The organism is Flagellimonas hadalis (assembly GCF_007785775.2).
Taxonomy (GTDB): Bacteria; Bacteroidota; Bacteroidia; order Flavobacteriales; family Flavobacteriaceae; genus Flagellimonas; species Flagellimonas hadalis.
On record NZ_VNIK02000014.1, the window covers coordinates 1 to 21,392 of the forward strand.

21 protein-coding genes and 1 pseudogene are annotated in these 21,392 nt (G+C 45.8%); 14 read left to right on the plus strand and 8 right to left on the minus strand.

From position 1 onward, the window contains the following. The 5 genes and pseudogenes from FOT42_RS18135 to FOT42_RS15745 form a co-directional block, all read left to right on the plus strand. A pseudogene (locus FOT42_RS18135) lies at nt 1-282 on the plus strand (hypothetical protein); the annotation flags it as partial. Nucleotides 283-437: 155 nt separating this feature from the next. After that, nucleotides 438-749, plus strand: coding sequence for a T9SS type A sorting domain-containing protein (locus FOT42_RS15730; protein ID WP_151891475.1), 312 nt, complete (start codon nt 438-440; stop codon nt 747-749). A gap of 147 nt (nt 750-896) precedes the next feature. Next, a complete protein-coding gene (locus tag FOT42_RS15735) occupies nt 897-1,220 on the plus strand; it encodes a T9SS type A sorting domain-containing protein (protein ID WP_151891476.1) in 324 nt (107 codons plus the stop codon). A 64-nt stretch (nt 1,221-1,284) separates the two neighbouring features. Beyond that, nucleotides 1,285-2,271 carry a long-chain-fatty-acid--protein ligase gene (locus FOT42_RS15740; protein WP_151891477.1) on the plus strand — a complete coding sequence of 329 codons (987 nt, stop codon included), beginning with the start codon at nt 1,285-1,287 and terminating at the stop codon, nt 2,269-2,271. A gap of 53 nt (nt 2,272-2,324) precedes the next feature. Continuing rightward, entirely contained in the window at nt 2,325-4,850 is a 2,526-nt protein-coding gene (locus tag FOT42_RS15745; RefSeq protein WP_151891478.1) for a DUF3857 domain-containing protein, read from the plus strand. 34 nt (nt 4,851-4,884) lie between these two features. On the opposite strand, the gene tyrS is transcribed toward FOT42_RS15745, so the two are convergent. Continuing rightward, the gene (gene tyrS, locus FOT42_RS15750; RefSeq protein WP_151891479.1) at nt 4,885-6,180 is read right to left on the minus strand and encodes a tyrosine--tRNA ligase; all 1,296 of its coding nucleotides are present in this window, start codon (nt 6,178-6,180) and stop codon (nt 4,885-4,887) included. Nucleotides 6,181-6,263: 83 nt separating this feature from the next. Between tyrS and FOT42_RS15755 the strand changes: the two genes are divergently transcribed. Then, the gene (locus FOT42_RS15755) at nt 6,264-7,268 is read left to right on the plus strand and encodes an NAD-dependent epimerase/dehydratase family protein (RefSeq protein WP_151891480.1); all 1,005 of its coding nucleotides are present in this window, start codon (nt 6,264-6,266) and stop codon (nt 7,266-7,268) included. Here FOT42_RS15755 and FOT42_RS15760 read toward each other — a convergent pair. From FOT42_RS15760 to FOT42_RS15770, 3 genes are read right to left on the minus strand one after another with little or no spacing between them, the layout of a single operon-like run. Then, nucleotides 7,252-7,686, minus strand: a complete 435-nt coding sequence (locus tag FOT42_RS15760; protein ID WP_151891481.1) for a DUF4296 domain-containing protein — start codon at nt 7,684-7,686, stop codon at nt 7,252-7,254. The genes FOT42_RS15755 and FOT42_RS15760 overlap by 17 nt on opposite strands. Before the next feature lie 3 nt (nt 7,687-7,689). Then, a complete protein-coding gene (locus tag FOT42_RS15765; RefSeq protein WP_151891482.1) occupies nt 7,690-9,024 on the minus strand; it encodes a dihydroorotase in 1,335 nt (444 codons plus the stop codon). Between the two features lie 2 nt (nt 9,025-9,026). Next, nucleotides 9,027-9,755, minus strand: coding sequence for a polyprenol monophosphomannose synthase (locus tag FOT42_RS15770; protein ID WP_151891483.1), 729 nt, complete (start codon nt 9,753-9,755; stop codon nt 9,027-9,029). Nucleotides 9,756-9,877: 122 nt separating this feature from the next. On the opposite strand from FOT42_RS15770, the gene FOT42_RS15775 reads away from it, so the two are divergent. Genes FOT42_RS15775 through FOT42_RS15785 form a run of 3 tightly spaced genes read left to right on the plus strand, consistent with a single transcriptional unit; the run spans nt 9,878 to nt 12,936 of the window. Beyond that, nucleotides 9,878-11,533, plus strand: a complete 1,656-nt coding sequence (locus FOT42_RS15775) for a glycosyltransferase family 39 protein (RefSeq protein WP_151891484.1) — start codon at nt 9,878-9,880, stop codon at nt 11,531-11,533. Next, nucleotides 11,530-12,186 carry a DUF4271 domain-containing protein gene (locus FOT42_RS15780; protein WP_151891485.1) on the plus strand — a complete coding sequence of 219 codons (657 nt, stop codon included), beginning with the start codon at nt 11,530-11,532 and terminating at the stop codon, nt 12,184-12,186. Before FOT42_RS15775 ends, FOT42_RS15780 begins: the two co-directional genes overlap by 4 nt. Nucleotides 12,187-12,192: 6 nt before the next feature. Next, nucleotides 12,193-12,936 (plus strand): uroporphyrinogen-III synthase, encoded by a 744-nt coding sequence (locus FOT42_RS15785; RefSeq protein WP_108422593.1) that lies wholly within the window; start codon nt 12,193-12,195, stop codon nt 12,934-12,936. A 51-nt stretch (nt 12,937-12,987) separates the two neighbouring features. Here the strand turns inward: FOT42_RS15785 and pckA are convergent, their stop codons facing one another. Further along, nucleotides 12,988-14,604: a phosphoenolpyruvate carboxykinase (ATP) gene (pckA, locus tag FOT42_RS15790; protein WP_151891486.1), complete on the minus strand. Its 1,617-nt coding sequence runs from the start codon at nt 14,602-14,604 to the stop codon at nt 12,988-12,990. A 247-nt stretch (nt 14,605-14,851) separates the two neighbouring features. On the opposite strand from pckA, the gene FOT42_RS15795 reads away from it, so the two are divergent. Beyond that, complete coding sequence (locus FOT42_RS15795; protein WP_151891487.1) at nt 14,852-15,835, plus strand: SH3 domain-containing protein; 984 nt, start codon at nt 14,852-14,854, stop codon at nt 15,833-15,835. Nucleotides 15,836-15,841: 6 nt separating this feature from the next. On the opposite strand, the gene FOT42_RS15800 is transcribed toward FOT42_RS15795, so the two are convergent. Next, the gene (locus FOT42_RS15800; protein ID WP_151891488.1) at nt 15,842-16,243 is read right to left on the minus strand and encodes a DUF423 domain-containing protein; all 402 of its coding nucleotides are present in this window, start codon (nt 16,241-16,243) and stop codon (nt 15,842-15,844) included. A gap of 77 nt (nt 16,244-16,320) precedes the next feature. Here FOT42_RS15800 and FOT42_RS15805 point away from each other — a divergent pair, with 77 nt between their 5' ends. The 4 genes from FOT42_RS15805 to FOT42_RS15820 all read left to right on the plus strand — a co-directional run bounded on the left by FOT42_RS15805 (nt 16,321) and on the right by FOT42_RS15820 (nt 19,210). Beyond that, nucleotides 16,321-17,694, plus strand: a complete 1,374-nt coding sequence (locus tag FOT42_RS15805; protein WP_151891489.1) for a saccharopine dehydrogenase family protein — start codon at nt 16,321-16,323, stop codon at nt 17,692-17,694. Nucleotides 17,695-17,742: 48 nt separating this feature from the next. Next, the gene (locus FOT42_RS15810; RefSeq protein ID WP_119618513.1) at nt 17,743-18,213 is read left to right on the plus strand and encodes an Lrp/AsnC ligand binding domain-containing protein; all 471 of its coding nucleotides are present in this window, start codon (nt 17,743-17,745) and stop codon (nt 18,211-18,213) included. A 38-nt stretch (nt 18,214-18,251) separates the two neighbouring features. After that, a complete protein-coding gene (locus tag FOT42_RS15815; protein WP_119618512.1) occupies nt 18,252-18,572 on the plus strand; it encodes a hypothetical protein in 321 nt (106 codons plus the stop codon). A gap of 119 nt (nt 18,573-18,691) precedes the next feature. Then, nucleotides 18,692-19,210: a ferritin gene (locus FOT42_RS15820; protein WP_119618511.1), complete on the plus strand. Its 519-nt coding sequence runs from the start codon at nt 18,692-18,694 to the stop codon at nt 19,208-19,210. A gap of 65 nt (nt 19,211-19,275) precedes the next feature. Here the strand turns inward: FOT42_RS15820 and FOT42_RS15825 are convergent, their stop codons facing one another. Both FOT42_RS15825 and ald read right to left on the minus strand, forming a co-directional pair. Then, nucleotides 19,276-19,977: a zinc metallopeptidase gene (locus tag FOT42_RS15825; protein ID WP_151891490.1), complete on the minus strand. Its 702-nt coding sequence runs from the start codon at nt 19,975-19,977 to the stop codon at nt 19,276-19,278. 93 nt (nt 19,978-20,070) lie between these two features. Further along, nucleotides 20,071-21,171 carry an alanine dehydrogenase gene (ald, locus tag FOT42_RS15830; protein WP_151891491.1) on the minus strand — a complete coding sequence of 367 codons (1,101 nt, stop codon included), beginning with the start codon at nt 21,169-21,171 and terminating at the stop codon, nt 20,071-20,073. Between the last annotated feature and the right edge of the window lie 221 nt (nt 21,172-21,392).

Consider the following 21,392-nt stretch of genomic DNA (forward strand, 5'->3'; position numbering starts at 1 on the left):
TTCTTCAAGGAAGGTGGAGGAAACTTTACCATTACCAACTTCTACACCAGCGGTATTGATCTTGGTGTAATGGTGACCGATACCGATACAGCTGCAGCTGCGCGTATCGAAAATGGAGATTTGTCCATCAACCCAATTCAGTTCGATGCACCAGCAATGGGCTTTTTGGCCACTGATTATGCTGGTCTGAACCTTAGCTTCTACACTGAAGGTGACAATACAGGAGCCGGCAATGGTGCCGACCAACCTGATTGGGCCGCAGATTGGACCATAGGTTTCTAATACGAAAACAGTTTATAAGTTAGCGAAGCCCCCGGTCATTCGGGGGCTTCTTTTTTGCATTTTATCGAAAAGTAACCTCTTATTCATCAAACGGTTACTCAACCGCATTGCATTTTTTATATATTTGTGGCACAGCCTTTGCCGTAAATGAATATATGAAACACTTTTACCTTGTTGCCCTTCTTTTTGTCTGTGCCCTTGGATTTTCACAAGAAAATGCCCAAGGAAGTGCGGATATTGAAGGTTTCAAGCTGTATCCCAACCCTGTTACACAAGGCAAGGTCTATATCGAGACCAAACTGAATTCCCCAAAAAAAATCCTCGTCTTTGACGTTTTGGGCACCCAGGTCATTGAGACCACACTTTTGGGCAAGGAACTCAACCTTTCCAATTTGGACAAAGGGGTGTATATCCTTAGGGTTTTCGAGAACAACAAAGTAGCCACCAGAAAGCTCATTGTCAAGTAGTTTACCCCTATTTGAACGGCTTTAACAGCAGCCAGACCACAGTTTTTACCCTTTTACCTACACAATTATTGCTTTCACAACATTTTGTAGTCCTTTTATAGGTGTTTATCTACTTTTACCCTGCGCATATACCCCAAATCAGCATTTATGAAGAAAATCTACTTTGTCTTTCTTATGGCCTTACCCTTACTCACTTACGGTCAAGAACTGGTCAGTGTAAATACTGAGCCGGTGCAGGAACTCAAGGGATTTAAAATGTATCCCAACCCAGCGTACGGGGATGAAGTGTATATTACCACGGAATCCAACGGTACCAAGCAAATCAAGGTCTATGATGTTTTTGGAGAGGTTGTGCTCACCGACAGGATCACCACCAACACTTTGGACATCTCACGGCTCGTTCCCGGTGTATACGTGCTCCAAGTAACCGAAGAAAAGAAAACCATGACCCGAAAATTGGTCATCAAATAAAAAACACTTTCTTTCGAAGCCTCTTCCAAAAGGGGCTTTTTATTTTTGGGTACTTTTGTGGCCCATGGACACCAATAATTTTCAGCAGGTTTTTTCCATTTCAAACACCACTGGGTTTGAAGATATGGCATTGGATATCTTTAGCTTTCAATATGCCAATAATAAGGTCTATGGAAAGTATTGCGACCATCTGGGAAAATCCCCCACAACTGTGTCCAGCCTTTCGGAAATTCCCTTTTTGCCCATTTCTTTTTTCAAGACACACCGCGTAGTGTCCACCAAAAAAGCACCAGAGACCATTTTTGAGAGCAGCGGAACCACCCAGAGTACGACCAGCAAACATTATGTACCTCATCTCACCATGTATGAACAGAGTTTTTTGAAAGGCTTTTCCACGTTCTATGGCAATCCAGAGGAATACTGCATCTTGGCCTTGTTGCCCGCCTATCTGGAACGGGAAGGCTCATCGCTCATCCATATGGTGAACGAACTTATTTTGCGTTCGGGCCATCCGCATAGCGGGTTCTACCTCAACAATTTGGAAGAACTCCACCAAAAACTCACGGAACTGGAACAGAAAGGGACCAAAACCTTGCTCATCGGGGTTTCCTTTGCCCTCTTGGACCTGGCCGAACAATATCCTCTACCGTTAAAACATACCATCTTCATGGAAACCGGGGGGATGAAAGGACGGAGAAAGGAACTGATCCGGGAAGAGCTGCACGCCATCTTGAAAAAAGCCTTTGACGTCCCCAAGATACATTCCGAATATGGGATGACGGAACTCTTGTCCCAGGCCTATTCCGATGGTGACGGACTGTTCCGCACACCCCCATGGATGAAAGTACTGGCACGTGATACCGAAGATCCCTTGAGCATGCAGCCCACTGGAAAAACCGGCGGCATCAATGTCATCGATCTTGCCAATGCCTACTCCTGCTCTTTCATTGCTACACAAGACCTTGGAAAAACATACCCTGATGGCTCTTTTGAGATTTTGGGCCGCTTTGACAGCTCCGATATCCGGGGCTGTAATTTGATGGTCCTCTGATCAATACCAAATATTATGCTATATTTATTTTTATATAAAAAACCAGCCTACCTATGACCAAGAATTACGGATGCCTTCTGGCCTTTTTTTTGATTCTCTCCCAAGTATATTCCCAAAAGATTGAAAAGCTGGAACCTCCTAAATGGGTGGAACCTATACTGATTGAAAACCACGACAACAAATCGGAAAATGGAGCCTTTAAGTATTTGCTTCTGGATTTCCAATACAACATTGAAACGGAAGAAGCCTTCGACCACTATGCCATACAGGTTTTCAACAGTGAAGGAATACAAGAGTTCTCGGACATCAGTATTTCATATGACCCCACATACCAATCCTTGGTCTTTAACTCCATCAATGTAGTGAGGAATGGACAAAAAATAGACAAACTTACAGAAAGCAACATCAATACCTTCCAGAGAGAAACCAACTTGGAGCGCTCTTTATACGATGGGTCCATTACCGCAGTGGTCAACCTAACCGATGTCCGAAAAAATGACATCATTGAATATTCCTATACCATCAAGGGCTTCAACCCTATCAACCAAGGCAATTTTTCCACGGTTTTTTACCAACAATATACTTCTCCGGTAGATAGGATATACAATCGGGTCATATCTCCCAAGAAAACCCCGATATATTATAAGTTGTTGAACAATGCCCCTGCTCCTACCATAAGTGAATCGGCAACCCATTCAGCTCATGTCTGGGATACGGATGGAACGGATTATTTCCAATATGACATCAATGTACCCTACTGGGCCAACTACCAAAAACGGGCATCCATATCCACCTTTAAGGACTGGGAAACCCTTACCGAGTTGATCCAACCACTTTACACAACAAGTTCCGAAAAGCTGACCGGACCTTGGGAAAAGGGATCCAACGAAGAAGAGACCATTTTGGATTTGATACGCTTTGTACAGGACGATGTAAGGTATCTCGGTTTTGAATCGGGAATAGGGGCCTACAAACCACATAAACCATCGAAGGTGTTGCAACAACGCTATGGGGATTGCAAGGACAAATCCCTCCTGTTGGTGAACCTATTGCAGAATGCAGGCGTTACTTCGTATCCATTTTTGGTAAATACAGAATCCGGTGAATTATTGGGTGATCTTCTACCTGGCCTCAACCTATTCAATCATTGCATTGTCTATTTTGAGCATGGGAACAAATCATACTTCGTGGACCCAACCATGACCAACCAAGGAGGGGACCTTGACAACCTGGCTTTGCCACAATATGGTGAAGGTTTACTATTGAAACCCAATAGCAATGCCCTGACAAGGATTCCCAAAAACCCAATTGTCCCAAGGGTAAAGGTGGAGGAGACCATCACCACGGATTCCATCGGGGGCGGTGCGCTTTTTTTGGTGAAGACCACTTACACCGGTAGTAAGGCCGATTACATGCGGGACTATTTCAAATCGAATACCCAAGAAAGCATAAACAATGAATTTGTAAACTATTATAGTAGTATTTACCCAAGCATTCAATCGGCCCAACCCATAGTTTTTTCAGATGATGACCGCAGCAATCATAATGAGGTCGTGATCGAGGAGTATTACAACATTCCCGATTTTTGGATAAAGGATGAAGATACTGGCCTGTTCACGTGTGAAACCCACCCTTTGGTGCTCCAAAATCTTATAAACTATACAAATTCACCACAGAGGACCATGCCTTATTACTTGGGTGAACCCTACGAATTTGAACAGGAAACTTCGATTGCCCTTCCCGATTATTGGAACATTTTGGACAGTGAATTTTACAGTGAAAAGGAAAGCTATAGTTATTCAAAAAATGTACGCGCGGTGGGAAGGACCATTGTTGTAAAACACAACTACGACCTTAAACAAAATTTCATAGACCCTTCACTTGTGACCACCTTTTTGAAGGACCATGAAAAAATAAACGATCAGATTGCATACCAATTGTCGCACATGGGAGGTGCTTTAGCAGATGAATCTGGATTGAGCACAACATCTATTGTCATAACGCTTGTACTACTGGCACTCTTTATTTTTGGCGCAAAGAAGATCCATGACAACTACAACCCCAAACCCCAATCGGACCAAAACCTGAACATTGGCGGCTGGCTTGTCCTACCAGGAATTGGTTTGGTGCTATCCCCTTTCCTTCTGCTTTTCCAAATTGGTTCGCAAGGTTATTTTGATAAAGGAGTGTGGTCCCTCTTCAAAAATGCAGGATACGAGAATGCCAATGTCTTGACATTGTTCCTGGGTTTTGAACTGACCATGAATATCGCTTTATTCGTATTTGCCGTCTTGCTCATCGTCCTTTATTTTAAAAAACGTACCAGCTTCCCCAAATTGATCATCATCATGTATGCCTCAAGTTTTCTTTTTCCTATTTTGGACCTCGTCCTCTACAACGTCCTATTCCCAAAAGAGTTGATGGATGCTGCAGATGACCAAGAAACTTATACCCAGATTGTGAGAAGCTTTATAAGTGCGGCCATATGGATCCCTTATTTTCTGGTTTCGGAAAGGGTAAAGAATACCTTCACGAACATTCACGAGACAGCAATTAAGGAAGAAGTGGTACAAGCATAATAACCAAAAAGCCATCTAAAAGATGGCTTTTTGGTTATTCGACTACCAGTACAAAATAATTTTTCTTGCCCCGTTGGAGCAACACAAACTTATTGTTGATCAGGTCATCTTGGGTGATCACGTATTCCTCATCTACCTTCTCCTTGTTCACCGAAATGGATTTCTGTTTCAGTTCCCTTCGGGCCTCCCCGTTTGACCCCAAAAAGTTGGTCTTGGCGGCCAAGGCACCGATCATGTCCAGCCCAGGCTCAAGTTCACTTTTGGAAATCTGTGCCTGGGGTACGCCTTCAAAGACATCCAAAAAGGTCTTCTCGTTCAATTTTTTCAAATCTTCGGAGGTCGACTTCCCAAAAAGGATATCACTTGCCTTGATGGCATTTTCCAGCTCCTCTTTGGAGTGCACCATGGTCGTGATCTCTTCGGCCAGTTTCTTTTGAAGCGTCCTCAAATGGGGAGCTTCCGTGTGGGCCGTTACCAAGTCCTCTATTTCCTTTTGATCCAAAAAGGTGAATATCTTGATATATTTTTCAGCATCCTCATCCGAAGTGTTCAGCCAATATTGGTAGAATTTGTACGGCGATGTCCTTTCTGCATCCAACCAAACATTGCCGCCTTCGGTCTTACCAAATTTGGTCCCATCCGCCTTGGTGATCAATGGACAGGTCAGTGCAAACCCCTTTCCTCCACCAATTCTGCGGATCAGTTCCGTTCCCGTGGTGATGTTGCCCCATTGGTCGCTTCCCCCCATTTGAAGGGTACAGTCATGATTTTGGAACAGGTAGAGAAAATCATACCCCTGGACCAATTGATAGGTGAATTCGGTAAAGGACATTCCTTCCTTCGCATCCGAAGAAAGTCGTTTCTTCACGGAATCCTTGGCCATCATATAGTTCACCGTGATGTGCTTCCCAACATCCCTGATAAATCCAAGGAACGAAAAGTCCTTCATCCAATCGTAATTGTTCACCAAAACGGCAGAATTGGGTGCCTTGCTCTCAAAATCAAGAAAACGGGCCAACTGCCCCTTGATCGCCTCTTGATTGTGCCGAAGGGTCGCTTCATCCAAAAGATTGCGCTCCGCAGATTTTCCGGAAGGATCTCCGATCATTCCCGTGGCACCACCAACGAGTGCATAGGGTTTGTGACCGGCCAATTGAAAATGCCTCAACATCATCACGCTCACCAAATGGCCGATGTGCAGGGAATCTGCCGTGGGGTCGATACCCACATAGGCGGCCCGCATTCCTTCCATAAGATGTTCCTCGGCGCCGGGCATGACATCATGCACCATTCCCCTCCACTGTAGTTCTTGAACAAAATTCTTCGTCATGGTTGTTTTTTGAATAGGTGCAAATATAAAATGATGTTCCCAGTTCTCTGAATAAATCGGTTACAAATAGGTATTTTTACCGCATGATATTGGTTACCGGAGGCACAGGGTTGATTGGTTCGCACCTACTTTTTCATTTGGCGAAAAATGGGGAGCGGGCAAGGGCCAGTTACAGAACAAAGGAATCCTTGGACAAAGTTGCCAAGGTCTTTGGCTATTATGCTGAAAACCCTTCCGAATTGATGGAAAAAATCGAGTGGGTACAGGCCGACATCACCGATATCGGCCAGATGGAGCGGCAGTTTGAGGGCATCAAAAAAGTGTACCACTGCGCGGCATTGATCTCTTTCGACCCAAAGGATTACAAGACCTTGGAAAAAATCAATGTCGAAGGAACAGCCAATGTGGTCAATCTCTGCCTAAAACATGGCATCCAAAAACTCTGTTATATCAGTTCCATTGCCGCTATCGGCCCAGCTACCAAGGGAAAGGAAAGCACAGAGGAGAACGAATGGTCGGACACCCACGTATCTGTCTACGGACTTACCAAGCGTGATGCCGAGCTCGAGGTCTGGCGAGGGTCGCAAGAAGGTCTTTCCATTGCCATAGTCAATCCGGGAGTGGTCATTGGGCCCGGTTTCTGGAGGTCGGGCAGCGGTTCTTTTTTCTCCTATGCCGCAAAAGGAAAAAAACACTTTATCCCTGGTGGAACCGGTTTTGTCACCGTGGACGATGTGGTGAATGCCATGGTACAATTAATGGAATCGGATATCAAGGGCGAACAGTTTATCCTTGTGGGTGAAAATTTGACCTACGGTGCGCTCTTCCAAAAAATTGCAAAAGGATTGGATGTGGCACCTCCCTCCCAAAAAGTATCTTTCTTTGCATTGGAGTGGTTCTGGCGATTGGATTGGTTACGGAGCAAGCTGTTGGGAAAAAGGAGAAAACTTCCCAAGGCCGTTGCGAAAGGGCTGTACCATCAGGAACATTACAGTAGCGAAAAAATCAAGAACACCCTCAACTTTTCATTTGGCGATCTGGACCAGGCCATCCTTTTTTGCTGCTCCAAATTTAAGGCTCGGGGATAATGCTGTCTTTGGGGGTTTTTGCTGACCTTATCGAATCGCTACGCTTCTCATTGGCCTTGCGTATACTGTCATTTTTTTTCTCGGTTGCTTCTTCCATCGCCTTTTGCCGCATGTCCAGTCTGGTCTCGACCTCGGTATAAATGGCTTGGTATTCCAAGGGCAGGGATGCGTAATACAGATCGCTCTCCGAAAATTGGGTACTGTCAATCTGGTACTTTTTGTAGAGAAACTCCATGATATCAATGCCCGTTTCGTCCAATTTGGCACCTATCGTGGTCTTGGTGGCGTTCAAGATGGCCAGGTCGTGGAGAATGTCGACCATTTTTTCCTTCGGGATAAGGTTCTCCGGCTCTTCCACCACCTTTTCGGCACAGGAAACCACCATCAAAAAAACAAGAAGGAACAACAGCTTTTTCATTTCCTATCGATTAAAGGTGAGCCTTTTCGCATTTTTCTCCCCAGCAAAAACACCATCGTCATACGCCAGGAGGCCATTCACAAAAGTACGCACCACTTTGGAGCCAAAAGTAACACCTTCAAAGGGAGACCAACCACATTTGTAGAGAATATTAGATCTTTTAACCTCGTTTTGGGAATTGCGGTCCACTTGCACCAAGTCTGCATAATATCCTTCCCGGACAAAGCCGCGACGATCAATATCGAAAAGCTTGGCGGGGTTGTGGCTCATTTTCTCCACGATTCTTTCCAAGGAAATGATTCCCTCCGATTCCTTTTGGAGCATGGCCAATAGCGCATGTTGCACCAACGGTCCCCCGGACGGTGCCTTGGTGTACGGATTGTTTTTCTCTTCAAGGGTGTGGGGTGCATGGTCCGTGGCCACCACATCGATGCGATCGTCCAAAAGGGCCTCCCAGAGTTTCGCCCTATCCGTTTTGGTCTTCACGGCCGGGTTCCATTTGATGAACGTTCCCTTTTCGGCATAGTCCTCATCCGAAAACCACAAATGGTGGATGCAGACTTCTGCCGTGATTTTTTTCTGCTCCAGTGGAATGGCATTGGTGAAAAGGTCCGTCTCCACTCCCGTGGAAACATGGAACACGTGCAAGCGGGCCCCGGTCCTTTTGGCCAAGGCAATGGCTTTGGAAGAGGACAGGTAGCAGGCCTCCGCGCTCCGGATGATGGGATGCATGCCTATGGGAATGTCCTCCCCGTACATGGCTTCATATTTCGCCATGTTGGCCCTGATGGTGCCTTCGTCCTCACAATGTGCCGAAATCACCATTTCCGTATTGCTAAAAATCTTTTCAAGTACCGCTTCGTCATCCACCAGCATATTTCCTGTGGACGAGCCCAGGAACAGTTTCACCCCGGAACAGGCATTTTTGTCCAAACGTTTCAGTTCTTCCAGATTGTCGTTGGTCCCCCCAAAAAGAAAGGAATAGTTGGCAAAGGAATCCTTGGCCGCAATGGCCATTTTTTCTTCCAGCTTTTCTATGGTTGTGGTCTGCGGGTTGGTATTGGGCTGCTCCATATAGGTGGTGATCCCCCCGGCAATGGCTGCCCGGCTCTCCGTGGCAATGTTTCCCTTGTGGGTGAGCCCTGGCTCCCGAAAGTGAACCTGGTCATCGATTACCCCGGGCAACAAAAGGTCCCCTTTAAGGTCAATGACCTTGGCATGGGCATCGGAAATATCGGGGTCGATGCGGGCAATGAAATCCCCATCGAGCAGCACATCCGTTTCAAAAACGCTGTTCTCATTGACAACTTTGGCATTCTTCAACAGTATTTTCGACATAACTAAAAGTTCTTTTTAAAGAATATGCTCCTGAATTTCATGGCGATGACGCCAAAAATGGCTTCTCGGATGATGGCGGAATTCATTTTGGACTTTCCATTGACCCTATCCGTGAATATGATGGAGACTTCCTCGATCTTGAATTTTTTCAGATAGGCCCTGTATTTCATTTCTATCTGGAAGGCATAGCCAATAAACCTAACGTTGTCCAGATTGATGGTTTCCAGCACCTTTCTGCGGTAACACACAAAACCGGCAGTGGGGTCGTGTACCTTCATCCCGGTGATGATCTTCACATAAAATGACGCACCGTAGGAAAGCAAGATCCGGGCGAGGGGCCAGTTGACCACGTTCACCCCTTTTTTGTACCGTGATCCCACGGCCATATCGGCCCCGTTCACACAGGCCCTGTGCAGTCGGGAAAGATCGGCAGGGCGATGTGAAAAATCGGCATCCATTTCAAAAATGTACTCGTAACCATGTGCCAAGGCCCACTTAAACCCATGGATGTAGGCCGTGCCCAATCCTGATTTCTCCTTTCGCACCTCGAGAAACAACTGTTCGGGAAATGTTTTCTGCAGCTCCTGTACGCAGGCCGCTGTTCCATCGGGCGAATTGTCATCCACTACCAGCACGTGAAAATCCTTCTTCAGGTCGAAGACCGTTTTCACAATGGCCTCGATGTTCTCGATTTCATTGAAAGTGGGTATGATCACCAAGCCGTCCGCCATTCATATTGGATTAGAATGTGTCAAAAATACGGTTTTCTGTCTTGCCTGTGCAAGTTGTCCTGAGCTTTACGTGGACCCTGTTTGCCAATATTTGTACCTTTGCGCCATCTAAAATCTATTTGATGTCTCAAAAGTTTCCCAGACTTTTTATTGTATTGCTGGCCGTTCTTTTTGTGCTGAACCTCGTGCAGGCCTCGATCACGGAGCTCATCTATGATGAGGCCTATTATTGGTACTATGCCCAAAATATGGCGTGGGGGTATTTTGACCATCCGCCCATGGTGGCCTTTCTTATCAAGTTGAGTAGTTTTCTGTTCGATGGGGAACTGGGGGTCAGGTTCATGAGCTGTGTCCTTTCTGCGGGCACCTATGTCCTGTTGTGGCTGCTCATCGAAAACCCCAAGAAAAAGGACTACGTGGTGCACTTTTTTCTGTTGGTGTTCTCCTTTACGTTGATGAACGCCTATGGTTTTTTGACGCTTCCCGATACGCCTTTGTTGTTCTTTACGGCCCTGTTCCTATGGCTCTACAAACATTTTTTGAAGGCCCCATCCGCTTGGACTACCGTGCTTATGGGCATTGTGATGGCCTGTCTTATGTACAGCAAGTACCACGCGGTCTTGGTGATCCTGTTTGTCTTTCTCTCGAACGTGAAGCTCATCATGAACAAAAAAGCTTGGCTGGCCGTGGCCATCGCATTGGTCTGCTATCTTCCACACTTTGTGTGGCTCTACCAGAATGATTTTGTGTCCATCACTTTCCATTTGTATGAAAGGCCCAACCAAGCCTATTCTTTTGAGGGCTTTACCTTGGGCTACTTCCTGAACCTTATTGTGATCATCGGGCTTTTGTTCTATTGGGTCTATGCCTCGCTCTTCAAGTTCAGGGCCACTGACCAATTCTCCAAGGCACTGGTGTATTTGGTGTACGGTGTACTTATCTTCTTTTTTGTTTCCAGTTTCAACAGAAGGGTGCAGGCGCAATGGGCCATTGTGATCTCCATTCCGTTGATTGTCATCGCTTTCAACCATCTTTTGGAAAACGCCAAGAGCAGGAAATGGATGTACCGTATCGGCATCGTGAGCTTGGTACTGCTCTTCTATGCGAGAGCCTGGTTGGTGTATTATCCCCTTTTCCCTAAAGTCTATGAGACCCATGGCAACAAGGAGTGGGTAAGCGACCTCCACTCCAAGGCAGGAGACGTGCCCATCATTTTTGAAAATTCGTACCGGCGTGCGCCCATGTACGAGTTCTATTCGGGAATGCCCGCCATTTCACTGAATAATTTCATGTACCGAAAAAACCAATATTCCATTGATGGCTCCGAGGAACGGGTTCGCGGAAAAAGGGTACTCTACATTTCCCAATACCGAAAAAGCGGGGACATCAACTATATGCACTTGGACAGCACGCTCTTTTATGGCATTTTTATGGACGATTTCCAGTCGTACCGATCGCTACAGTGCATTGTGGAAAAGCCACAGACCGGTACCCGGCATGCGTTGAAGGTCTATAATCCGTATCCCTTTGATGTTCCCTTGGAAGGTTTGAAATATACCATTTCCTACTCCAACGAGCACAAACAGGTGCAGCAGATGCTCCCATTGAAGGTGGACATGGACCCCATCCAAAGGACATTGAACTCCAAGGACACGGTGTATTATTCTTTTGAGCTACCGTTGCCGAAAATGGAAAATCCGACGTACTTTAGGATTGGGATTTCGGAGAACGGCCTGCCCCCGGGCCTCAACGGGAAACCTATCAAAATCCACGAATGAACCCGATAGAAAAAGTTGCGCCCTCCCTGGATTGGATGACCATTGTGCTGTTCGCCAGCCTCGTGGTGATGGCATTGGGAAAGTACATGTACCATTCAAGGTTCCTCAACTTTATCATCTTGCCGTTCAATGACAAATATGTACTGCTCCACAACAAAAAAGGGCAACTCCTGAACTGGTTCCACATCCTTTTGACCCTGTTCCAAGTAGTGAACCTTTCGCTGTTCGTCTTCTTCGTGCTAAAAGCTTTTGGGGTACTGCCCGGTGAAGATCCCTTATGGGTCTTTTTAATGGTACTGGGCGGCTTGGTCCTTTTTCAATTGGTCAAATTGGGTCTCCAGTCCTTCACGGGATTTGTTTTCAATGCCCAGGAACTCATTGTGGGACTCATTTTCAGCAAAACCTCCTATCTCAATTACAGCAGCATCATTCTGTTCGTTGCCAATGTGATTTTGACCTATATCCTAAAGGACTCCAAAACCGTAATTTATAGTGCTTTTATCTTAATTCTCCTTATAAATGGCATCGGTGCCATAAAGCTGTTGAAGAACTATCAAAAAGCTATGTTTCCGTATTTTATGTATTTTATTTTGTACCTTTGCGCACTCGAAATTGCGCCCTTGGTGTTAATTGGAAGCTATCTAAAAGGTTGAAAACTTATGAAAGTAAAAACAATTTTGGTTTCCCAACCAGAACCCAAAGTCGAAAATTCCCCCTACTCCCGTTTGATCGAGAAAGAAAAAATTAAAGTGGATTTTAGGCCTTTCATACACGTGGAGGGGGTTGAAGCCAAAAATGTTAGGCAGCAGAAGATCGATCTGAACAATTTTACGGCAATCATCCTGACCAGCAGAAATTCTGTGGACCATTTTTTCAGGATTGCCGAGGAGATGCGCTTTAAGGTTCCGGACACCATGAAATACTTTTGCCAGTCGGAGGCAGTGGCCTACTACCTGCAAAAGTACGTAGTGTACAGAAAACGTAAGATCTATGTGGGCAAAAGGACTTTCAATGAATTGATCCCATTGATGAAAAAGTACAAGGATGAAAAATTCCTTCTCCCATCATCGGACCAACTGAAACCTTCCGTTCCCGAAGCTTTGAACGAGCTTGGCGTAGATTGGAAACGAGGTATTTTCTACAAGACAGTGATCAGTGACCTGTCCGACCTTAGAGATGTTTACTACGACATTCTGGTATTCTTCAGTCCTTCCGGGATCGAGTCCCTTTTGAAGAACTTCCCTGATTTTGAACAGAACAATACCCGTATCGCCGTATTTGGTAACAGTACCGTAAAAGCAGCCACAGATGCAGGGCTCAGGATAGACATCCAAGCGCCCACGCCGGAGACTCCCTCCATGACCATGGCACTTCAGAAGTACATTACCAGCGTAAACAAGTAAAAAAACTTACTGGAAAAAAGCAACGCCCCCGTTTGGGGGCGTTTTTTGTTTCTAGAAGGCATACCGTTGGGGGCCGCCTCGCCTGATTTCCTCGCTGGCGAAGGCTTCAAACTTTTTAAAGTTTTCCCTGAAGGCATTCGTCAACTTGAAAGCCGTGGTATAGTAGGCCTCATCATTGTTCCATGTGGCCCTTGGGCTCAACACCTCGGTCGGAACGCCCGGACATTCCCTGGGCTGTGCCACGCCAAAAACGGAATGGATATGGTATCTGTCATAGCTGTAAAGTCCAAGATCCCCCCGAAGTGCCGCACTGATCATGGCACGGGTATATTTTAGTTTCATACGGGTCCCGACCCCATAAGGTCCGCCGGTCCACCCGGTATTGATCAACCATACGTCCACACCCGATTCCTTCATCTTCTTACTCAACATTTCTGCATACTTGGCAGGATGCAACGGCATAAAAGGCGCTCCAAAACAAGCAGAGAAGGAGGGTTGTGGCTCCACCACGCCCGCTTCGGTGCCGGCCACTTTGGCCGTATAGCCCGAAATAAAGTGATAGGCCGCTTGGGCAGGGGTCAATTTTGATATCGGGGGCAGTACCCCAAAGGCATCGGCAGTAAGGAAAAAGATGTTCTTCACGTTCTTGCCTATGGAGGGCTCCTGTATGTTTTCAATATGCTCTATAGGATAGCTCACCCTGGTGTTCTGGGTAATGGAGGTATTTGCAAAATCCACCACACCGTTTCCGTCCATAATCACATTTTCCAGAATGGCCCCTCTCTTGATAGCTCCGTAGATCTCAGGCTCATTTTCTTCGGAAAGGTCAATGACCTTGGCATAGCAGCCTCCCTCAAAATTAAAAACGGTATTTGCCGCGGTCCATCCGTGCTCGTCGTCGCCGATCAGTTTTCTGTCCGGATCGGTGGAAAGCGTGGTCTTCCCTGTACCGGAAAGGCCAAAAAAGATGGCCGTGTCACCTTCTTCGCCCACATTGGCGGAACAGTGCATGGGCAAGGTGTTCTTATAAACGGGCAGGATGAAGTTCAATGCCGAGAAAATCCCTTTTTTGATCTCCCCTGTGTATCCAGTACCCCCGATCAGGGCAATTTTTCGCGTAAAATTGAGAATGGCAAAGTTGTGCTGGCGTGTTCCGTCCACTTCTGGAACGGCCTTGAATCCCGGTGCGTTCACCACGGTCCATTCCGGTTCAAAATCTTCCAGTTCCGCTTCTGTGGGCCGCAAGAACATGTTGTACGCAAACATATTGGACCAAGGGTATTCGTTGATGACCCTGATGTTCAACTTGTAATCTGGGTCTGCACAGGCATACGAATCCCTGACGAACAGTTCCTTTTCGTTCAGGTACTGGATGACTTTGTCATAGAGTCTGTCAAACTTTTCACTGTCAAAAGGAATATTGATATCCCCCCACCAAACTTTATCTTCCGTAATGGCATCTTTCACGATAAAACGATCCTTGGGGGACCGTCCTGTAAACTCTCCCGTGTTCACGGCCAAGGCACCCGAGGAAGCCTCTTTCCCCATCCCTTTTTCCAAGGTGATGTCGTGGAGCTCATCCGGTGAAAGTTGATACTGGAAATTGTCATGCTTGATTCCGTAGGACCTTAACGAAATCGTTTTCGATGTTGAAGCAGAATCCTTCATCTGTTTGTTTTAATGTTAGTGCAAAGCTAGAAAATAATACTTTTTCGACCTTCTATTTGTCTTTGTATTTCCAATACTTTAAGATGAAATACCGTTAAATTATTTTTTCCATCAAAACTGTAGATGTTGATCAATAGGCGATTATTGACCCAATCTTGCCCATCCGTCAACCCAAACACATCATCCGTCAATTTACAGCGGTGCCATTTCGGTGCTATCCCTATATTTTGCCCCTAAAACTTTATCTATGAAAACATCAAAAAAAACATGTATCATCTATTTTCTGCTTGTACTGGGGTACGGCTGCAATTCCACGCCCAACAAGAACACTGAACTGAATTCAGAAGCAACTTGGTCCGACGATTCAAAAACATCGGAAGAAACCGGCGCGGAGCCATATGCTACTTGCCTATGGCCAAAGGTTGGTTTACGTGACAACCCAGGCAGAAAAGATGCGAAGTACATCACTACCATTTATTTTGGGGAAAAAGTAGAGTTCCTTGACGAAAAACAAATTGCCGACGATGACAAGGAATATATAAAAGTGAAGCTGTCCGATGGAAACGAAGGCTGGGTCTATAAGCACTTATTTGCCATTGGTGGAAAGTTGGGTATTGTGAACGGGCAAAGGGAATTGTATAAAAGGCCGGATATCATGACCTACGTGGGCGAAAAGTTGGAGCCTATGGACATGGTGGTCATTTTTGACGGAGAACAGGACGGATGGAATGAAGTCGTGAGTTTAAAGAAAGAGAAAAAAGGTTGGATACAGGGACAAGCGAACATCATCCAAAATGAACTTGATGTGAAGTTGGGGATACTATATTGGCGTGCCATGGAAGAAGGAGGTGACAAGAAATATGAACTGCTTGAAAATATCATGGACAATCCCAACTTTAAAAAGTCCAAGCTCATTGAAGAGGTGAGTAAGGCATTGTATGGGAATCCGGGTTCAGAAGAAGCTTTCTATATTGATGAGTTGGATCAGTTCCAAAATCTACCTTCCAATAAACTGGGCATCACTTCCAAAACTGTTAACGTCGTGGATGAGCCTAGCACAAGTTCTGAAGAAGTCCTATTTCAAGTCGAAAAAGGGGACATCTGTGACATCATTGAACAAAGCTCTTCTTTGGAAGAAGTCAACGGTAACACTGATCGTTGGTATAAAATCAATTTTAATGGAAAGGTAGGTTGGGTTTTTGGCCATCATACTTCCAAAAAAAGAAATTGACCCTTTTTATTCAACCTCTTTCATTCCTTTCGCTTTCAACACAAAATATCCCAAAAACACCCATCCCAAAATGAGGAAAACTCCCCCGATCGGTGTCAAAAATCCTATGCTTTTAAAGTCGAACGAGGTCAAACTGTTCAGGGCCAATAGATAGATGGAGAACGAGAACAGCAGCACTCCCACAACAATCAAGGTAAAGACCCTTTTTTTATGGGCCTCTGCCAAGTTTGGCCAAATTCCCAAAAAAAGAAGAAAAAGGGCATGGTACATCTGGTAGCGGACGCCCACCTCAAAGGTCTCAATGGAGGACGCATCCACCAACTTCTCCAGTCCATGTGCCCCAAAAGCACCCAAAATAATGGCCAAAGCTCCCAATAGGATACCAATCAACACAATTGTTCTGTTCATAACTTTATATGCTATTTTTTTTAAAAATATAACAATTTGATACCTTAGTATCCTTCTAACAAAAGTAAGCAAAACCTATGGTCCGTACTATTTTGGTCATTGGCGCTGGAAAGTCAACCTCATACCTTTTGGATTATATCTTGAAGAAATCCAAAGAAGAAAACCTTCATCTGAAAATTGGCGATCTTCATCCAGAACATATTCCCAAAGAATTCACCTCACATCCCAATTGCACTGCATTTACATTGGATATCTTCAATGATGGGGAACGCAAAAAGGCGGTCTCCGAAGCATCCATTGTGATTTCGATGCTGCCCGCCAGTCTGCACATCAAGGTCGCAGAGGATTGTATCCAGTACAAAAAGCATTTGATCACGGCCTCCTATGTGAGCAAGGAACTGGAAGCCCTTGATGGCGAGGCCAAGAAAAATGGGCTGGTCTTTATGAACGAAATTGGTTTGGACCCGGGCATAGATCACATGAGTGCCATGGAGGTGATAGACCGTATTCGCGACAAAGGCGGTAAAATGCTTCTTTTCGAGTCCTTTACCGGGGGACTGGTGGCGCCGGAGAGCGATTCCAACCTCTGGAACTATAAGTTTACGTGGAACCCCCGCAACGTGGTCCTGGCCGGGCAGGGCGGAGTGGCCAAGTTCATTCAGGAGGGCACCTATAAATATATCCCCTACCAAAAACTTTTTAGAAGGACGGAATTCATGAACATTGAAGGTTATGGCACCTTTGAGGCCTACGCCAATCGGGATTCCTTGAAATATCGGGAAGCCTACGGTCTGCAAGATGTGCTGACACTTTATCGAGGTACCATGCGGAGGGTCGGGTTTTCGAAGGCTTGGCAAATGTTCGTGATCCTTGGCATGACGGATGACAGCTACACCATTGAAAATTCGGAGGGCATGTCCTATCGCGAATTTGTGAACCTGTTCCTGCCCTATTCGCCCACCGATTCCGTGGAGCTGAAACTGAGGCACTACCTCAAAATAGACCAGGACGATATCATGTGGGGAAAATTGCTGGAGCTGAACCTTTTTGATCGTCATAAAAAAATTCCCCTGAAAAGTGCTTCCCCCGCGCAGGTGCTGCAATACATCCTCGAGGATAATTGGACCTTGAAGGAGCATGAAAAGGACATGATCGTGATGTACCACAAATTTGGCTACGAACTGAATGGCGAAAAAAAACAGATTGATGCCAATATGGTCGTCATTGGGGAGAACCGCACCTACACGGCCATGTCCAAGACGGTGGGGCTACCTGTGGCCATGGCCACGCTCCAGATCCTGAATGGAAAGATTAACACACCGGGCGTACAGATTCCCATCAAAAAGGAAGTATATGCCCCGATACTTTCAGAGTTGAAGTCGCATGGGATACATTTTAAGGAATATGAAGTGCCCTATTTGGGCTATAATCCCGATTCGGTGGCAAGTTAAATTTTGATGGATTTTGAATATCTTTAGCTACAATTTCAAACTGTTGATGTGAAAAACAATAACAATTCGGTGAAAATTGATGGTATAGACAAGAAAATCTTAAGATTTTTGATGGAGGATGCCCGCAGACCCATCCTTGAAATAGCCCGCAGCATAGGCATTTCTGGGGCGGCCATACACCAAAGATTGCGCAAATTGGAAAGCGCAGGACTCCTCACAGGCTCCAAATTCATCATAAATCCACGGGTTTTAGGCTACACCACCATGGCCTACATCGGCATCTTTCTGGACAAGGCCATGTCCAACCCCATGGCCGTGAAAGAACTGGAAAAGATTCCTGAAGTCCTGGAATGCCATTATACCACGGGTAACTGGTCCATCCTCATCAAAGTGCTTTGCCGGGACAACGAACACCTTATGCAGGTACTCAACAAAAAAATCCAACAAATTGAAGGAGTGTCCCGTACCGAAACCTTCATTTCCCTGAACCAACAAATTGATCGACAAATACAGATCTGATATTTGTATTCAATCTAAATAAATATTACATTTGGACCATGAATGTAATAGTTCAATCCACATATTACACCCTATACCAAGACACCCAGCAACGGTGCTTCTTTGTCGATTTTGGCCAGAAAATGGTCCGTATGTCCCTTTGCCAGTTGTTATCGCTCCGGCAGAAGGTCATGTCCATTTCCATTGAGAGCCATTTCGATAGCGACCTGAACAAGCACGGGTTTGAAGTACTGATGCTCTGCAACAAGGAACATCTTTTTATCCTGAACACTTTTGAGATCTTGGACCTTAAAAAAATGGTAGAGCAGGGTTTTGTGGCCATGGGCCTATCCGCGGAAGGCGAGCTTGTCAGCGCCTGATCCGACCTTTTTTCCTTATTTTTATTCAGTCTTAAATTGGCTTAAAATTAAATACTTAGCCTTCGTATGCCGTGAAAATTCAGTATTTTTACACTATACACAACTTCAAAAAATCAATTATGAAAGATATAGCTAGACAAAGCATGAGCATCAAAGTGGAATCCATGGATATGCTCAATGCCCAGATAAAAATGGAAGCCCATGCCTCCGCCACCTATTTGGCGATGGCATCTTGGTGCGAACAAAACGGATTTTTTACCAGTGCCAAGTTTTTCTTCAAACAAACAGAGGAAGAACGTGCGCACATGATGAAGATATTCAACTTTTTGGTGGACACTGGAGGCAGCCCTGTTTCCCCAGAAGTGACGGACATCAACCACGATTATTCCTCCATTGTGGATGTGTTCGAAAGCACGCTGGAACATGAGGTGGCCGTGACCAAGTCCATCCACAACATCGTGAAAAAAGCGAGGGAGATAGGTGACATTGCCACGGAGCGGTTCTTGGATTGGTTCGTTATGGAGCAGGTCGAAGAAGAAAACACTATCAGGGACATTTTGGATATGATCGAAATCACAGGCACGGAAGGTGTAGGTCTTCAAATGATCGACAACCAAGTTGCCAAATGGATCGATTAATTTTTCATCCAACTATAAAATAAAAAAGGGGCCTAAAGGCCCCTTTTTTTGTTGTTATACTTTTTTTAATCCCTGCCACCAAAGACCTGAAGGGCCCAATACAGCAAGGAAGCCAATGCACCGATTGCGGCTACCAAATATGTCCGTGCCGCCCATTTCAAGGCATCTTCGGCTCCAGCATATTCCTGCTGGCTCACCATGTTCTTCTGCTTCAGCCACACCAATGCCCTTTTACTGGCATCGTACTCCACGGGAAGGGTAATGAAACTGAACAATGTGGCGAATCCCATCATGATCAATCCGGCCACGGCAATGTAAAATCCAATACCGCCTGCCACTCCGGTCGCGGCCATCAGGGCAATACCCCCGAACACCACCCAAGTGGACATCCCGGAGGTCACACTCACCACGGGCACCAATTTGGAACGCATGGTCAGCCACTCATACGCTTGGGCATGCTGTACGGCGTGTCCGCATTCGTGGGCGGCCACCGCTGCTGCTGCTGCATTTCGTTGATTATAGACCCCTTCGCTCAGGTTGACCGTTTTGTTCTTTGGGTTGTAATGGTCCGTCAACATTCCTGGAGTGGAAATGACCTTGACATCACTGATTCCATGGTCGTCCAACATTTTTTGGGCAATTTCAGCACCGCTCATCCCATTGCGCAGGTGCACTTGGGAATATTTCTTGAACTTGCTCTTCAATTGATTGCTGACCAACCAGCTGACCAGTGCGATGGCACCTATCAATATATAATATGTCATCATAACTTTTCTATTTTGGTATCATAAATATAGTACAATAAAGCAAAAACCCCGCCAATATTTGACGGGGTCGTTTATCTGACAAAATGTACGTTTTCAGGCCAAGACCGGCTCAAATTGGAACGCCTTGGCTATCTCTTTGTAAACGATGTCGCCCTCCACAATGTTCAATCCCTTGCCCAGGGACTTGTCCAGTTTGCAGGCAGTTCGCCATCCTGTATTGGCCAGTTTTAGCACATAGGGCAGTGTTACATTCGTCAAGGCAACTGTAGAAGTATAAGGCACTGCCCCTGGCATATTGGCTACACAGTAATGGACCACATCGTCAACGATATAGGTAGGGCTCTCGTGGGTAGTGGGTCTGGTGGTCTCCACGCAACCCCCTTGGTCCACGGCAACATCAACGATCACCGTGCCCGGACGCATGTCCTTGAGCATATCCCTGGTGATCAGGTTGGGTGCTTTGGCCCCTTTCAGGAGGACCCCGCCTATGATCAGATCGTGGGTTTTTATATGTTTTCTGATATTGAATTCATTCGAAAATTCGGTCACCACATGCGGTGGCATAATGTCGTTCACATGGCGGAGGCGTTTCATATTGACATCCAATATGGTCACATGGGCGCCAAGTCCCGCTGCCATTTTAGCAGCCTGAATGCCCACTACGCCTGCCCCAAGCACCAAAACACGCCCTGGTGCCACACCGGGCACACCGCCCAAGAGCACGCCGCGCCCCTTTACAGGTTTTTCCAGGTATTTGGCCCCTTGCTGAATGGCCATCCTTCCGGCAACTTCGGACATGGGGGTGAGCAGGGGAAGGGTCCCGTCCTCATCCTCCACCGTTTCGTAGGCAATACAAATGGATTTGCTCTCGATCATGGCCTTGGTCAATGCCTCGCTGGATGCAAAATGAAAGTAGGTGAACACGATCTGGCCCTTTTGGATGAGTCCATATTCCTCGGCAATGGGCTCCTTGACCTTTACGATCATGTCGCTCATGGCATACACCTGACCGATGGTATCCAAAATAGTGGCCCCGGCCCGCTGGTAATCGTGATTGAAAAAACCACTCCCTTCGCCCGCTCCGGACTGCACATATACGGTGTGGTTGTTCTTTACCAATTCAAAAACCCCGGCTGGTGTCATCCCAACCCGGCTTTCGTTGTTCTTGATTTCCTTTGGTACCCCTACTATCATTTTGATATGTTTTGTAGTTAATGCCCCAAAGGTGATACAAAAAACAGAATCCAAGAAACAAAATCGACAAAAAGTAGGGGTCAACATTTAAAAATGATGTTTTTTTAACTTTATACCCTATTTATAATAGGGATAATTATAATTTTTAATGTTTTTATATTACATCACCCTATGTTTTTTATAGGTCAAACGAACATAAAACAAAAATGCACGCCAAAAGG